Annotated in this window: 16 protein-coding genes; 9 read left to right on the top strand and 7 right to left on the bottom strand. The window is 72.3% G+C overall.

The features are described from left to right. Nucleotides 1–3: 3 nt before the first annotated feature. Entirely contained in the window at nucleotides 4–327 is a 324-nt protein-coding gene (locus I847_RS0106815) for a hypothetical protein (RefSeq protein ID WP_028049106.1), read from the bottom strand. 157 nt (nucleotides 328–484) lie between these two features. Between I847_RS0106815 and pgi the strand changes: the two genes are divergently transcribed. Together pgi and I847_RS0106805 are read left to right on the top strand one after the other, a co-directional pair. Then, nucleotides 485–2,155, top strand: coding sequence for a glucose-6-phosphate isomerase (gene pgi, locus I847_RS0106810; protein ID WP_028049105.1), 1,671 nt, complete (start codon nucleotides 485–487; stop codon nucleotides 2,153–2,155). A gap of 70 nt (nucleotides 2,156–2,225) precedes the next feature. Then, entirely contained in the window at nucleotides 2,226–2,594 is a 369-nt protein-coding gene (locus tag I847_RS0106805) for an RNA-binding S4 domain-containing protein (protein WP_028049104.1), read from the top strand. Nucleotides 2,595–2,713: 119 nt separating this feature from the next. Here the strand turns inward: I847_RS0106805 and I847_RS0106800 are convergent, their stop codons facing one another. Further along, nucleotides 2,714–3,592 carry a DUF72 domain-containing protein gene (locus I847_RS0106800; RefSeq protein WP_028049103.1) on the bottom strand — a complete coding sequence of 293 codons (879 nt, stop codon included), beginning with the start codon at nucleotides 3,590–3,592 and terminating at the stop codon, nucleotides 2,714–2,716. A gap of 37 nt (nucleotides 3,593–3,629) precedes the next feature. Here I847_RS0106800 and I847_RS0106795 point away from each other — a divergent pair, with 37 nt between their 5' ends. From I847_RS0106795 to I847_RS0106785, 3 genes are all read left to right on the top strand, one after another. Then, on the top strand, nucleotides 3,630–4,562 hold the full coding sequence (locus I847_RS0106795; RefSeq protein ID WP_051274570.1) for a DNA-3-methyladenine glycosylase: 933 nt from the start codon (nucleotides 3,630–3,632) through the stop codon (nucleotides 4,560–4,562). Nucleotides 4,563–4,675: 113 nt separating this feature from the next. Next, nucleotides 4,676–5,011 carry a YciI family protein gene (locus tag I847_RS0106790; protein ID WP_028049101.1) on the top strand — a complete coding sequence of 112 codons (336 nt, stop codon included), beginning with the start codon at nucleotides 4,676–4,678 and terminating at the stop codon, nucleotides 5,009–5,011. A 148-nt stretch (nucleotides 5,012–5,159) separates the two neighbouring features. Next, entirely contained in the window at nucleotides 5,160–5,387 is a 228-nt protein-coding gene (locus tag I847_RS0106785) for a hypothetical protein (RefSeq protein ID WP_028049100.1), read from the top strand. Nucleotides 5,388–5,390: 3 nt separating this feature from the next. Here the strand turns inward: I847_RS0106785 and I847_RS22335 are convergent, their stop codons facing one another. From I847_RS22335 to I847_RS0106770, 3 genes are all read right to left on the bottom strand, one after another. Further along, nucleotides 5,391–6,047: a DUF1992 domain-containing protein gene (locus tag I847_RS22335; RefSeq protein WP_051274542.1), complete on the bottom strand. Its 657-nt coding sequence runs from the start codon at nucleotides 6,045–6,047 to the stop codon at nucleotides 5,391–5,393. Between the two features lie 106 nt (nucleotides 6,048–6,153). Continuing rightward, nucleotides 6,154–7,491: an ATP-binding protein gene (locus I847_RS0106775; protein WP_028049099.1), complete on the bottom strand. Its 1,338-nt coding sequence runs from the start codon at nucleotides 7,489–7,491 to the stop codon at nucleotides 6,154–6,156. 15 nt (nucleotides 7,492–7,506) lie between these two features. After that, nucleotides 7,507–8,160 (bottom strand): response regulator transcription factor, encoded by a 654-nt coding sequence (locus I847_RS0106770; RefSeq protein ID WP_028049098.1) that lies wholly within the window; start codon nucleotides 8,158–8,160, stop codon nucleotides 7,507–7,509. Between the two features lie 94 nt (nucleotides 8,161–8,254). Between I847_RS0106770 and I847_RS0106765 the strand changes: the two genes are divergently transcribed. From I847_RS0106765 to I847_RS22325, 4 genes are all read left to right on the top strand, one after another. Beyond that, nucleotides 8,255–9,523, top strand: a complete 1,269-nt coding sequence (locus I847_RS0106765; RefSeq protein ID WP_028049097.1) for a hypothetical protein — start codon at nucleotides 8,255–8,257, stop codon at nucleotides 9,521–9,523. Beyond that, entirely contained in the window at nucleotides 9,520–10,560 is a 1,041-nt protein-coding gene (locus I847_RS22330; protein ID WP_081680552.1) for an ABC transporter ATP-binding protein, read from the top strand. The genes I847_RS0106765 and I847_RS22330 overlap by 4 nt, the downstream gene beginning before the upstream one ends. Continuing rightward, nucleotides 10,547–11,413, top strand: a complete 867-nt coding sequence (locus I847_RS0106755) for an ABC transporter permease (protein WP_028049096.1) — start codon at nucleotides 10,547–10,549, stop codon at nucleotides 11,411–11,413. Before I847_RS22330 ends, I847_RS0106755 begins: the two co-directional genes overlap by 14 nt. A gap of 104 nt (nucleotides 11,414–11,517) precedes the next feature. Then, nucleotides 11,518–11,937 carry a helix-turn-helix domain-containing protein gene (locus I847_RS22325; protein ID WP_081680551.1) on the top strand — a complete coding sequence of 140 codons (420 nt, stop codon included), beginning with the start codon at nucleotides 11,518–11,520 and terminating at the stop codon, nucleotides 11,935–11,937. Nucleotides 11,938–12,070: 133 nt separating this feature from the next. On the opposite strand, the gene I847_RS0106745 is transcribed toward I847_RS22325, so the two are convergent. Both I847_RS0106745 and I847_RS0106740 read right to left on the bottom strand, forming a co-directional pair. Next, nucleotides 12,071–12,685 carry a ClpP family protease gene (locus tag I847_RS0106745; RefSeq protein ID WP_028049095.1) on the bottom strand — a complete coding sequence of 205 codons (615 nt, stop codon included), beginning with the start codon at nucleotides 12,683–12,685 and terminating at the stop codon, nucleotides 12,071–12,073. After that, the gene (locus tag I847_RS0106740) at nucleotides 12,685–13,305 is read right to left on the bottom strand and encodes a ClpP family protease (protein WP_028049094.1); all 621 of its coding nucleotides are present in this window, start codon (nucleotides 13,303–13,305) and stop codon (nucleotides 12,685–12,687) included. Before I847_RS0106740 ends, I847_RS0106745 begins: the two co-directional genes overlap by 1 nt. Between the last annotated feature and the right edge of the window lie 141 nt (nucleotides 13,306–13,446).

Raw genomic sequence — 13,446 nt, 5'->3', positions numbered from 1 at the left:
GGCTCAGACCGTGGCGTTCAGCGCACGTACCGGCCGCCGGTCGACCACCGCGTACGTCACGCCGGCGAGCACCAGAGCGACGAGGACGACCGACGGCCAGGCGCCGAGGTGGGGCGCCAGCAGGTGGGACGCGACGAAGCACCCAGCACCGGCGAGCACCACGATCGACAGCCGCCACCACCCCGCCGACCGCGCCCGCACGACGCACCAGGCGACGCCGGCGAGCAGCACCGCGCCGCCGAGGGCGCGGACGCCCGTGGCCTGCGCGACGGCGAACCCCACCACGAGGGTCAGTCCGGCAAGGAGGGCAGTGGGGACGCGAGCCATGCCGCACACCCTAGGCACTGTGACCGACCCCGCTCGGACGCCGTGTGCAGCACCACCGGCGCGCGCAATAGGTTGGTCTTCGACCCGACGCCGCGATCAGCCATCCATCGGTCGCGAGCAGACACATTCGGCGAACGCCCGTAGAGAGGGAACCACCGTGCCCACGCCCCCCGTCGATGCCACCGCAACCGCCGCCTGGCAGGACCTCAGCGCGCACGAGTCGACGCTGACGCCGGACCTGCGCGGGTGGTTCGCCGACGACCCCGAGCGCGCCACCCGGCTGACGTTCCCGCTCGCCGACCTCACGGTCGACCTGTCGAAGAACCTGATCACCGACGACACGGTCGCGCTGCTCCTGCGGCTCGCCGACGAGGTCGGTCTGGCGGACCGCCTCCAGGCCCAGCTGCGCGGCGACCACATCAACGTCACCGAGGACCGCGCGGTCCTGCACACGGCGTTGCGTCGTCCGGCGGGGTCGGCACCGGCGCTCGTCGTCGACGGCCAGCAGATCGACGTCGACGTGCAGGCCGAGCTCACCAAGATGTACGCGTTCGCCGACCAGGTGCGCTCTGGCGGGTGGACGGGCGTCACCGGCGAGCGGGTGAAGACGGTGGTCAACATCGGCATCGGCGGTTCCGACCTCGGCCCCGTCATGGCGTACGAGGCGCTCAAGCCCTACGTGCAGGACGGCCTCGAGGTGCGGTTCGTCTCCAACATCGACCCGACGGACCTCGCCGAGAAGGTCAAGGGCCTCGACCCGACGACGACGCTCTTCATCGTCGCGTCGAAGACCTTCGGCACGCTGGAGACGCTCACCAACGCTCGCCTCGCGCGCGCCTGGCTCTGGGAGCAGCTGGGTACCGCCGACGACGACGAGTCGCGAAACGCCGCCGTCGCCAAGCACTTCGTCGCCGTCTCGACGGCCCTGGACAAGGTCGCCGCGTTCGGGATCGACCCGACCAACGCGTTCGGCTTCTGGGACTGGGTCGGGGGCCGCTACTCGGTGGACTCGACGATCGGCACGTCGCTCGCGATCGCGATCGGTCCGGACGGGTTCCGTGACTTCCTCGCCGGCTTCCACGCGGTCGACGAGCACGTGGCCAGCACGCCGTTCGCGCAGAACGTGCCCGTCCTCATGGGCCTGCTGAACATCTGGTACGTCAACTTCCTCGGCGCCCACACGCACGCCGTCCTGCCGTACGCGCAGTACCTGCACCGCTTCCCGGCCTACCTCCAGCAGCTGACCATGGAGTCGAACGGCAAGTCGGTCCGCTGGGACGGGACGGCCGTCACGACCGACACCGGCGAGGTGTTCTGGGGCGAGCCGGGCACCAACGGCCAGCACGCCTTCTACCAGCTCATCCACCAGGGCACCCGGCTGATCCCCGCCGACTTCATCGCCGTCGCCAACCCGGCGCACCCGCTCACCGACGGCGGCGTCGACGTGCACAGCCTGTTCCTCGCCAACTACTTCGCGCAGACCAAGGCACTGGCGTTCGGCAAGACGGCCGACGAGGTCCGTGCCGAGGGAACGGCCGAGGACATCGTCCCCGCCCGCGTGTTCTCGGGGAACCGCCCCACCACGTCGATCCTGGCGGGGTCACTCACGCCGTCGGTGCTCGGACAGCTGATCGCGCTCTACGAGCACATCACGTTCGTGCAGGGCGTGGTGTGGGGCATCGACTCGTTCGACCAGTGGGGCGTCGAGCTCGGCAAGCAGCTGGCGCTCGCGGTGGCCCCTGCCGTCCAGGGCGACGCCGCCGCGCTCGCCGCCCAGGACCCGTCGACGAAGGCACTCATCACGAAGTACCTGGAGCTGCGCGACTGACGCACCGATACGCGGAGTCGGGTGGCCGGGCCGTGGCGGCCTGGCCACCCGCGCGTGAGAGGCTCGCCCGGTGAGCGAGGTGACGCGTGCGCGGGTGGACGCCTGGACCTGGGCGGTCCGCCTCTTCCCGACGAGGTCGGCGGCCGGTGCCGCCTGCAAGGCAGGCCACGTCCGCGTGAACGGCGAGCGCGCCAAGCCGGCGACGATGGTGGTGCCCGGCGACGAGGTGCACGTCCGCGGTGGTGAGCGCGAACGGATCGTCGTCGTGCAGAGGACCGTCGTGAAGCGCGTCGGCGCGCCCGTGGCGGTCGCCTGCTACCTCGACCGGTCCCCTGCGCCGCCGCCCAAGGAGCACATTCCCGCCGGCACCCGCGACCGCGGCGCCGGGCGTCCCACCAAGCGCGACCGCCGTCTGATCGAACGCCTCCGAGGGCACTGAGCCGACTCTGCGCCGACACTGAGCCGACACTGGGCCGACTCTGAGCCGACACTGGGCAGGCTGCGGGCCGGCGCTGTGCCGACAGTGACCATGCACTGACCCGCCTCCGCGCCGGCCGGTCAGGGTCTCGGCCCGACACCCAGCCGGGCCGCGAGCGCCATCGCGTCGTACGGCGCGCGGACCTTGATGTCGTTGTCGAAGTAGACGAACACGTCCCGATCGGCGACCGGGGGCACGGCCGGACCTGACAGCCGCTTCGCGTCCGCCGGCTCGCCGCCGTCCGCCCAGACCCGCACGCGCGCCGCCCAGCGGTCCAGCGACGCGTCGTCGTACCCGCTCGCGTAGAGCTCCTTGTCGCCGTGCAGCCGGAGGTAGACGAGGTTCGAGGTGACGTCCTCGATCACCGGCCACCGTCCGCCGGCGTCCGCGACCACGATCCCGACGTCGTGCTCGCGCATCAGCTCGACGAACGACGGGGTCTCGAACGTGGCGTGCCGGACCTCGAGCACGTGTCGCAACGGTCGGTCCGCGTCGGTCGTCGTCCAGGCCCGGCCGTCCAGCCGCTCGTCGTGCTCGGTCGCCATGGCGGCGGCAGCCGCGGTGCTACGGGGAAGGAGGTCGAAGAACGAGGTCAGCCGGTCGGCGTCGTACCCGAGGTTCGGCGGCAGCTGCCACAGCATCGGACCGAGCTTCGGGCCGAGGGCGAGCACGCCGCTGGCCAGGAAGTTGGCCACCGGCGTGCGGACGTCGGCCAGCTTCTTCATGTGGGTGATGAACCGCGGCGCCTTGATCGAGAACAGGAAGTCGTCAGGCGTCTGCGCCGACCACGCCTGGAAGTTCTCCGGCTTCTGGAGCGCGTAGAACGACCCGTTGATCTCGATCGACGTCAACCGGCTCGCCGCGTACTCGAGCTCGCTGCGCTGCGGGAGGCCGGCTGGGTAGAACACACCGCGCCACGGCGCGTAGCGCCAGCCCGAGATGCCCGTCCGGATCGTCATGCAGGCATCCTCGCGCAACCGGCGCATAGTGGGAGGCGTGACCTCGACAGTTCCCCTCGCGGAGCCGCTCGCCACCGTCTACCGACCCACGGCACCCCTCGACCTGCGGCTCACCCTGCGCGCCCTGCGACACGGCGGCGGCGACCCGTGCTGGTCGTTCGCGCCCGACGGCAGCGTCTGGCAGGCCACCCGCACGCCGGACGGGCCGGTCACGCGACACCTGGTCCGACGCGCTGACGGCGTCCACGTGACCGCCTGGGGTCCCGGCGCGGAACGCGCGCTCGCGCAGACGCCGGACCTGCTCGGCGCGCGGGACACCGCCGACGGCTTCGACTCTCGCCTGCACCCCGTCGTCCACGACGCGCACCGACGCCTGCCGGGCCTGCGGATCCCGCGCTCGATCAACGTCCTGGAGGCGCTCGTCCCGGCCATCCTGGAGCAGAAGGTGGTCGGCCTGGACGCGCAGGCCTCCTGGCGCCGGCTGGTCGTGCAGCACGGGACCCGGGCGCCGGGCCCCGGTCCCGGGACCCTGCGCGTCCCTCCCGATGCGGCCGGCTGGCGCGCCGTGCCCGTGTGGGACTGGCGGCTCGCGGGCGTCGACCAGCAGCGGGCGGGCACCGTCCAGCGCGCTGCGACCGTCGCACACCGCCTGCAGGAGTCCGCCGACCTGCCGATGGCCGAGGCCTACCGACGACTGCTGACGGTGCGGGGGGTCGGGCCGTGGACGGTGGCGGAGGTCGCGTCACGGGCGCTCGGCGACACCGATGCGGTCTCGGTCGGCGACTTCCACCTCGCCCACCTGGTCGGCTGGGCGTTGACGGGCCGACGCACCGACGACGCCGGGATGCTCGAGCTGCTGGCACCGTGGGCCGGCCAGCGTCAACGGGTCGTCCGGCTGATCGAGCTCACCCAGACGTCGTCGGCACCGCGCTACGGCCCTCGGGCGCCACGTGCCCGCCCGATGCGCTGAACTCTCGTCGTACATCTGCTCGTCGAACCGTGTCGGACCAGAGTGTCGATCCGGTGCGCACGTCCGCGTCGTGGCGGTGAAGGATCTACCCCGACAACCCGCTGGAGGACACCATGCAGTTCCTGATGCTCGTCTGGACCGACCCGACCGCGGACGCCTACGTGGCTGCCGACGACAACATCGAGGCCTGGGTGGCGGAGAACGACGCCGCGGGACGACGCCGCGACGGCGACCGCCTGCAGGCGGCGCAGGACGGCCGCACGGTCCGGGTGCGCTCGGGCAGGCTCCTGGTCACCGAGGGGCCGTTCGTGGAGACGCAGGAGCAGATCGCCGGTTTCGACCTGCTCGAGTGCGCCGATCTGGACGAGGCGGTCAAGGTCGCCGCCGACCACCCGATGGCGAGGTTCGGCACGCTGGAGGTCCGGCCCCTCTGGATCTGGAAGGACTGAGCGCAGGCACAGTCCTCCGGCAAGCAGGAGGACCGAGCCCGCACGGGGTGCCCGCGTCGTGGCGCGGGCACCCGCAATCCGCTGACCACTGGCTAGGCTGGCTTCAGTCGCAGCTGATCGAGCGTGCGGACGACACCGGAGGACACCCATGAGCCAGCCGCTGATCCAGCACCGCGAGGACGAGACCAAGTCCCCGGGCCGCGCGATCTCGTTCGTCTTCCCGATGATCTTGTTCCTGGGCGGCCTGGCGCTCTTCACCGTCGCGTTCAACTACCCCGACTGGACGGGCTGGCTCTTCGTCGGGGGCATCCTGGCCGTCGCGCTCGCCTTCGCGATCCCGACGACGATCCTGCCGGCGCTCGAGGACCGCGAGTAGCGCTCACCGCCACCAGGAGCGTCGTCGCGTCCCCACGTCGGGCGCGGGCTCGGGCACGGCGCGGCGGGACGCCCACGCCGAGACCTCCCGCTCGACGTCCCGCAGCGGGGTCACCACCGGCGGCCCACCCATGAGCTGACGGCGAGCGGCGACGATCCGGGCGTTGAACTCGGTCAGTGCCTCCCGGACCTGTGACTCGTCGCGCAGGCCGTCCAGCCGCTCGTCGAGCACCGCGTCGTCCTTGCGCAGCTGGATCGCTTCCGGGAGCACCCCCGAGATCTGCTCGCGCTCGATGAGCGCCTTGAGCCACCAGTCCGGGTCGTGGTGCGCTCCGATCCCCGGGATCGGTTTGCCCGCCAGCGGCAGGTTGTCGAACTCTCCCCTGGCGATCGCCTGGTCGACCACGCGGTCCACCCACGCGGTGCGGAACTGCATGCGGCCGGCCATCGGAGCCGGCCCCGCAGGCATCTGGGCACCGTCGCCCTGCTCGCCGTCGCCCTGCTCGCCGTCGTCCTGCGCAACGTCGTCCTGCGCAACGTCGCCCGGCTCGCGGCCCGCGCGGTCCCGTGCGGCGTCCCGGTCGGCCACGTAGCGGGCCACGTCCAGCGGCACATCACGCACGGGGTCACGGCCGGCGTCGATCGGATCGGGCTGGGGCATCGGTCACCTCCGGCGGTCGTCGAGAAACCACCGTACGACGACGTTCCGACGAGCCGCACGGGCTGCTGGAGGCGGGCGCGCGAGGCTCGACGCGGGACGGGGTGACTCAGCTGACCGGAACCCGCAGCTCCGCGCGCAGCCCGCCGAGCGGTGACCGCGACAACCTGATGTCGCCGCCCTGCTCACGGGCCACCTCCCGGGCGATCGCCAGCCCGAGACCACTCCCGCCCGCGTCCCGCTCGCGCGCGTCGTCGAGTCGCACGAAGCGCTCGAACACCCGCTCGTAGTCCTGCTCGGCGAGGCCGGCGCCGTCGTCGTCGACCACGACGAGCCCGTCGGCGACGGTCACCCTGACCTGGGCCGTCGCGTGTCGCAGAGCGTTGTCGACGAGGTTGCGCACCACCCGCCCGACCAGCGCCTCGGCGGCGAAGGCGCGACCCGATCCGTCGACGACGAGGGCCACCGCCGTCATCGGCACCACGTCGCGCACCACGGCGGCGAGGTCGACGTCCGTGCGCGCCGACGGTGCCGAGCCGACGCGTGCGAGCAGCAGGAGGTCGTCCACGAGCGCCTGCATCCGTAGCACCTCGGCCTCGAGATCGGAGGCGAGCTCGGCGGTGTCGTACGACTCGGGGTGCAGACGCGCGACCTCGATGCTCGCCCGGAGCGTGGCCAGCGGGGAGCGCAGCTCGTGCGCGGCGTCGGCGACGAACCGTCGCTGTCGGGCAGCACCGGCCTCGAGCCGGTCGAGCATCGAGTTCAGCGTCCGCGCCAGCGCGCCCAGCTCGTCGTCGCGTCGCGGCACCGGCAGCGAACCGGGACCGCCCGTCGAGGCGACCTGCGCGGCGCCGCGACGCAGCTCCTCGACGGGTCGCAACGCGCGTCCGAGGATCAACCAGACGACCAGCCCGAGGAGGAGGGTCAGCACCGGCACGACCATGACGAGCGCCAGGCGCAGCGCGTCCAGCACGCTCTGGACCTCGGTGATCGGGACGGTCGCGACCACCGTCACCGGCTCGCCGCGGTACGTGGACGAGCGCACCGCGATCCGCGCCTCGTCGTCGTAGGCACTCTCGCTGGTACTGCCGACCGCGGTCCCACGGCCGACGGCGACGGTGTCGAGCGGCACGACCGGGAGGGTCCGGCTCGCGTTGGGGGACGTGGCCAGGACTCCGCCGCGCGCATCGAGCAGCTGCGCGATCTCCCCCGGTTCCGCCACGGGCAGCTCGTCGGGCAGCCGGTCGTCCTCCACCAGCACGGCGATCGTCGCGACACGCTCCCGGACCACCGTGTCGAGTGCGTCGATCCGCGTACGGCTCAGCACCGTGGTCAGGGCGAACGCACCCACGACCAGCGCGACGAACAACGCGCCGGAGGCGATGAGCGTCAGACGCATCCGCAACGACGGGCCGTGCCAGGGGTGCTCGTGCTTGGTACGCCGCATGCCTAGGACGCTCGCCTAGCCGGCAACGCGATACCCCGCGCCGCGGACGGTCTCGACCGACTCGCGACCGAGCTTGCGACGCAGGTAGGACACGTAGACCTCGACCACGTTCACGTCGTCGCCGTCGCCGTCCCACACGTGGTCCCGCAGCTCGACCTTGCCGACCACGCGGTCGGCGTGGTGCATGAGGTACTCGAGCAGCGCGACCTCCCGAGCGGTGAGCGGCACGGACTCGCCCGCACGCGTGACCTTCCGCGTCGACGGGTCGAGGGCGATCTCGCCGACCGTCAGGATCGGGGGGCGCGCCTGCATCTGGCGCCGGAGCAGGGCCCGGAGCCGGCTGACGAGCACGACGAACGCGAACGGCTTGGTCAAGTAGTCGTCGGCCCCCACGTCGAGCCCGTCGGCCACGTCGTACTCGCCGTCCTTGGCGCTCAGCATGAGCACCGGCGTCCACACGTCACGCTCACGCAGCGCGGTCACGACGTCGTAGCCGTTGCGCCGCGGGAGCATCACGTCCAGCACGATCGCGTCGTAGTCGTTCTCCGACGCGAGCTCCAGACCTGTGTCGCCGTCCAGCGCGACGTCCACCACGAACCCCTCGGCGGTCAGGCCGCGCTTGAGCGCGCGCACCAGGCCGCGCTCGTCGTCCACCACGAGAACCCGCATGTCGCGAGCATGCCACCCGGCACGCCCCGCGGACGGCCTGCCGCCTCACCCCGCTCTCAGGGTCCGCTCAGCGACGATGACGCACAGTGGTGCCATGACCGAGCAGCCGATGCCGCAGATGCCCACCACCAGTCGCCGCCGCGGCCTGTCGAACCGGGCCCGTTGGACCGTTCCGTTGGTCGCCGCGGCCGCCGTCGGGATCGCGTTCGCCGCCCCGCCCCTGCTGGCCAGCGCCGACAGCTCCGGGCTGCCGACCATCTCGCCCGAGCAGCTCGCAGCCCAGGTCGCAGCCGCACCCCAGCAGCCGCTGTCCGGCACGGTCGTCTACACAGCACGGCTCGGCCTGCCCGCGCTCCCGTTCAAGGACGTCGGCGGTGCCAACCCCGTGTCGCTGCTCGGTGGCAGCTCGACGATGCGCGTCTGGACGGATGGCGCCGAGCGCTCGCGCGCCGCTCTGCTCGGCGACGTCTCCGAGTACTCCGTCGTGCAGGACGGCCCGCAGGCCTGGACGTACTCCAGCACCGACAACGCGGTCGTGCACTACACCCTGGACGCCGCCGACACCGCGCGGTACGACGACCTGAGCGCCAAGGCCGCAGCCGGCGATCTCCCGGTGACGGGCGACCTGCCGACCCCCGCGGAGGCCGGCCAGCAGGCCGTCGCGATGGCCAAGCAGTACTCGACGGTCGCACTCGACGCGCAGACGACGGTCGCGGGACGCGACGCCTACCAGCTCGTCGTGACCCCGAAGAGCCAGACCACCCTGATCGGGAGGATCGTGGTGGCGGTGGACGCCAAGACCAGCACGCCGCTGCGACTGCAGGTCTGGAGCCGCTCGGACACCAAGACGCCGTCGCTCGAGCTCGGGTTCACCGACGTGTCGTTCGGGACGCCCGCCGACTCCGTGCTCAGCTTCTCGGCCCCGCCCGGGGCCAGCACCAAGGACGTGGTCGTGCCCCTGCCCGAGGAGGGCGCACAGGCCCCGGCGGTGCCCGGCACGCTGCCCGAGGGTGTGACGGTGTCCGGCACGGGCTGGGACAGCGTCGTGCAGGCGTTCGGGGTCGACGTCCCGGGCCTGCTCGCCGGCGACCCGGCGGCGGCGACATCCCTGCCCGGCGCGAAGCGCCAGTTCGACTCGAAGGGCGCTCAGCAGCTCTACGACCAGTTCGCCCCCGAGAACAAGCGCGGCAGCGGCTCGCCGATCGGGTCGCTGGACACGTCGGCGCTCTACGACCAGCTGACGACCGTCGTCCCGGAGGGTCACCTGCTGACCTCGGCGCTGCTGTCCGTGCTGGTGACCGACGACGGCCGGGTGCTCGTCGGCGCCGTGCCGGGCGCGACCCTGCAGGCCCTGGCCCGATGACGGACCCGCTGCCCGTTCCCGCATCCTCGACCGGGGGTGCGGGCACGGGCGACCTTGCAGGCACGGCCGACCTTGCAGGCACGGGCGGCCTTGCGGGCACGGACCTCGCCATTCGCACCGAGGGCCTGACGAAGCAGTTCCGCTCCGGGCAGGTGGCCGTCGACGGGATCGACCTGCGCGTCCCCCGGGGCGCGGTCTACGGGTTCCTCGGCCCCAACGGGTCGGGCAAGACGACGACGATCCGCATGCTGCTGGGCCTGGTCCGGCCGACGAGCGGGCACGCCGAGCTGCTCGGGGGTCGGATGCCCGAGTCCGGCGCCGACGTGCTGCCGCGGGTAGGCGCGCTCGTCGAGGGGCCGGCGTTCCACCCCTACCTGACCGGTCGGGCGAACCTGGCGCGCCTCGACGCGAGCGACGCGACCGCCGACCCGCGCACGTCCCGCCTCCGTGCAGGCGAGGCCCTCGAGCGGGTCGGACTCACAGCGGCCGCATCGAAGCCGTACCGGCAGTACTCGCTCGGCATGAAGCAGCGGCTGGGACTGGCCGCGGCGCTGCTGCGACCGCGCGAGCTCCTGGTCCTCGACGAACCGACCAACGGGCTCGACCCCCAGGGCACGCGCGAGGTCCGGCACCTCGTGCGCGACCTCGCGCAGGCCGGGTCGACCGTGCTCGTGTCGTCGCACCTGCTCGCCGAGATCGAGCAGGTCTGCTCGCACATCGGGATCATGGGCAAGGGCCGGTTGCTCCTCCAGGGCGACCGCAGCGAGCTCACGGCGCGCGGGGCGGCCCGCATCCTGGTGACTACGTCCGTCGACCACGTCGGCGCGGTGGCCGAGGTGCTCGGCGGGCTCGGGATGGCCGACGTGTCCGTGGACGGCACGACCGTCGCTGCCCTGCTCGACGACACACCGCCCGAGAAGGTGTCGGCGGCGATCGTGCACGCCGGGGTCGACCTGCTCGGCCTCGAGGTCCGGCGGCCGAACCTCGAGCACATCTTCGTCGAGCTGACCGGGGAGGGCTTCGATGTCGCTCGTTGAGAGTCCGTCGGCCGTCGCCGCTCAGCCCGTCCGCGGCGCCCTGGGTCGCCTGGCCCGCAGCGAGCTCCGGCTCGTCTTCGGGCGCCGCCGCAACATCGTCCTGCTCGTGGGCCTCTCCCTGGTCCCCCTGCTGCTCGGCCTGGTGCTCTTCCTGACGCAGGACAGCGCGCTCGGCGGTCAGGGCCCCGGGTTCATCGGGAACGTCACCGGCAACGGGCTGTTCCTCGTAGTCGCGGCGCTCTTCATCTGCCTGCCGTTCCTCCTGCCGCTGACCATCGGCATCGCCTCCGGCGACGCCGTCGCGGGCGAAGCCTCCGCGGGGACGTTGCGGTACCTGCTCGTGGTGCCCGTGTCCCGCACCCGGCTGCTCGGCGTGAAGGCGATGGGCGCGCTCCTGTTCGCCGGTGCAGCCGTCCTCTCGATCGCGATCGTCGGCCTCGTGGCCGGGGCGGCGTTCTTCGGGCTGCGCGACATCACCTTGCTGTCCGGCACGACGGTGCCGTTGCTCGACGGTGTCGTCAGGGTGGCGGGTGTCGTCGCGTACGTCGCGCTCTCCATGACAGGGCTCGTCGCGGTCGGGCTGTTCTTCTCGACGCTCACCGAGGTACCCGTCGGCGCGATGGCCGCGACCGTCGTCGTGGCGATCGTGTCGGGGGTGCTCGACCAGCTGCCGGCGTTGCACGCCATCGCACCGGCGCTGCTGACGCACCACTGGCTCGGGTTCGCGGAGTTCCTCCGGCTCGAACCTGACTGGCACGTGCTCGGGCAGGGACTCGCGCTGCAGGCGGCGTGGGTGGTCATCTTCGGCGCGCTCGCGTGGAGCAGGTTCACCACGGCAGACGTGTCGTCGTGATCGGCAGGCGTTCGTCCGTCCGCTGACGGCAGAAGGCCTGCCGGCCGTCGCCGGTGGTTCGCGGGCTACCGTGACGAGGACCGCGATCACCCCCGGAGGCTCCGATGACGCAACCGATCAGCACGCTGGGCCGAGCCGTCGCGCCGCGTCCCGTCGAACCACTGCTCCGGCACCTGGTCGGCGCGATCCTGCGAGCACGACGCGAGGGTCAGAGCCGCACCCTGCGGGACGTCGCCGAGAGTGCACGGGTCTCGGTGGCGTACCTCTCCGAGGTCGAGCGCGGTCGCAAGGAGCCGTCGTCGGAGGTGCTCGTCGCGATCTGCCGGGCCCTCGGACTACGGCTGGTCGACCTCGTCGGCGCAGCGCATGCCGAGCTCGCCCGCGCCGAGGGCCGCGTGGTCGTCGACCTGACGGCACCAGCCACCGCAGACCTCGTCGCGACGAGCACCGAGCACGAGCTCGCGACGGTCACCCGGCTCACGGTCCGCACCGCCTCGACGACGCCCGTCCTGCTCGCCGCCTGACCGCTCGCCGCGCGACTGCTCGCCGCCTGATCGCTCGCCGCCCGACTGCTCGCCGCCTGACTGCTCGCCGCCTGACTGCTCGCCGCGTGACCACTCGCCGCCTGACTGCTCGCCGCCGGACCCCGCCTGACGACTACCCGGCGACCGCTGCGGGCACCTCCTTGAGGGTGCGGACCACCCGGTCGGCCAGGCCGTAGTCGACCGCCTGCTGCGCCGTCAGGATCAGGTCCCTGTCGGTGTCGAGCCGGAGCTTGTCGAGGGGCTGGCCCGTGTGCCGGTGCAGGATGTGCTCGACCTCCTCCCGGAGCCGCAGAACCTCCCGCGCCTGGATCTCCAGGTCCGCCGCCGTCCCCTCCCCACCGCCCGACGGCTGGTGCAGCAGCACCCGCGCGTGCTCGAGCACGTGCCGACTACCGGGTGCGCCCGCCGCCAGGAGCACCGCAGCGGCGGAGGCAGCCTGCCCCAGGCAGAACGTCGCCACGGTCGGCTTGATGTACGAGATGGTGTCGTACACGGCCAGCAGGGCGGTGATCGAGCCCCCGGGCGAGTTGATGTACAGGTGGATCGGCGAGTCCTGGCTCTCGGACTGCAGGTGCAGGAGCTGCGCGATCACCACGTTGGCCACACCGTCGTCGATCTCCGTGCCCAGGAAGATGATCCGGTCGCCGAGCAGCCGCGAGTAGACGTCGGACGCGCGCTCGCCGTTCGGCCGCTGCTCGACGACGACGGGAATCGTGTAGCTGGCCATCACAGACCGACCTTCCGGGGGCTGTCGGGGCGGACGTCGTCCAGCTGCTCGACGACCTTGTCGACGAACCCGTACTCGAGCGCCTCCGCCGCGGTGAACCATCGGTCGCGGTCGGCGTCTGTCTCGATCGTCTCTATCGACTGGCCCGTGTGCTCGGCGGTCAGAGACTGCATCGTGCGCTTCACGTGCGCCATGTTCTCGGCCTGGATCGCGATGTCGACCGCGGTCCCCCCGATCCCGCCCGACGGCTGGTGCATCAGCACCCGCGCGTGCCGCATGGCGTACCGCTTGCCGGGCGTGCCGGCGCTCAGCAGGAACTGACCGGCGCTCGCGGCAAGTCCCATGGCGAGCGTCGACACGTCGTTGGGGATCAGCCGCATGGTGTCGTACATGGCCAGAGCGGCGCTGATCGAGCCGCCCGGAGAGTTGATGTAGAGCGCGATGTCGCGGCGCGGGTCCTCGGCGGACAGGAGGAGCAGCTGCGCGCAGATGCGGTTGGCGACCGGGTCGTCGACCTCCTGGCCGAGCACGACGATCCGCTGGTGCAGCAGGCGCGTGGACAGGTCGTCGTCGAACGGGCGCAGAGTGGGCGGGGCGGCGGTGCGGGCCGTGGGGTACATGCGGAACCTCCGGGTGGTCGACGTGCTGACCACTCGAACGTCGCACGCCGACGCCCGCCTGGGCCCCTGCTCTGCCGTCGGCAGATCCGCCACCGGCAGACACCGCGGGGCATCGGCCCGGACGCACCGCATGCGAGCCCT

The organism is Cellulomonas sp. URHD0024, from assembly GCF_000426185.1.
Taxonomy (GTDB): domain Bacteria; phylum Actinomycetota; class Actinomycetes; order Actinomycetales; family Cellulomonadaceae; genus Cellulomonas.
Note: the sequence above shows the minus strand (reverse complement) of the source record. Positions and strands in the feature narration are given on the sequence as shown.

What these genes read in the sequence shown, in the direction of transcription:
- I847_RS0106815 (WP_028049106.1), bottom strand. Translation starts at nt 327, where the DNA reads ATGGCTCGCGTCCCCACTGCCCTCCTTGCCGGACTGACCCTCGTGGTG.
- I847_RS0106800 (WP_028049103.1), bottom strand. Translation starts at nt 3,592, where the DNA reads ATGACGATCCGGACGGGCATCTCGGGCTGGCGCTACGCGCCGTGGCGC.
- I847_RS0106790 (WP_028049101.1), top strand. Translation starts at nt 4,676, where the DNA reads ATGCAGTTCCTGATGCTCGTCTGGACCGACCCGACCGCGGACGCCTAC.
- I847_RS0106785 (WP_028049100.1), top strand. Translation starts at nt 5,160, where the DNA reads ATGAGCCAGCCGCTGATCCAGCACCGCGAGGACGAGACCAAGTCCCCG.
- I847_RS22335 (WP_051274542.1), bottom strand. Translation starts at nt 6,047, where the DNA reads ATGCCCCAGCCCGATCCGATCGACGCCGGCCGTGACCCCGTGCGTGAT.
- I847_RS0106775 (WP_028049099.1), bottom strand. Translation starts at nt 7,491, where the DNA reads ATGCGGCGTACCAAGCACGAGCACCCCTGGCACGGCCCGTCGTTGCGG.
- I847_RS0106770 (WP_028049098.1), bottom strand. Translation starts at nt 8,160, where the DNA reads ATGCGGGTTCTCGTGGTGGACGACGAGCGCGGCCTGGTGCGCGCGCTC.
- I847_RS0106765 (WP_028049097.1), top strand. Translation starts at nt 8,255, where the DNA reads ATGACCGAGCAGCCGATGCCGCAGATGCCCACCACCAGTCGCCGCCGC.
- I847_RS22330 (WP_081680552.1), top strand. Translation starts at nt 9,520, where the DNA reads ATGACGGACCCGCTGCCCGTTCCCGCATCCTCGACCGGGGGTGCGGGC.
- I847_RS0106755 (WP_028049096.1), top strand. Translation starts at nt 10,547, where the DNA reads ATGTCGCTCGTTGAGAGTCCGTCGGCCGTCGCCGCTCAGCCCGTCCGC.
- I847_RS22325 (WP_081680551.1), top strand. Translation starts at nt 11,518, where the DNA reads ATGACGCAACCGATCAGCACGCTGGGCCGAGCCGTCGCGCCGCGTCCC.
- I847_RS0106745 (WP_028049095.1), bottom strand. Translation starts at nt 12,685, where the DNA reads ATGGCCAGCTACACGATTCCCGTCGTCGTCGAGCAGCGGCCGAACGGC.
- I847_RS0106740 (WP_028049094.1), bottom strand. Translation starts at nt 13,305, where the DNA reads ATGTACCCCACGGCCCGCACCGCCGCCCCGCCCACTCTGCGCCCGTTC.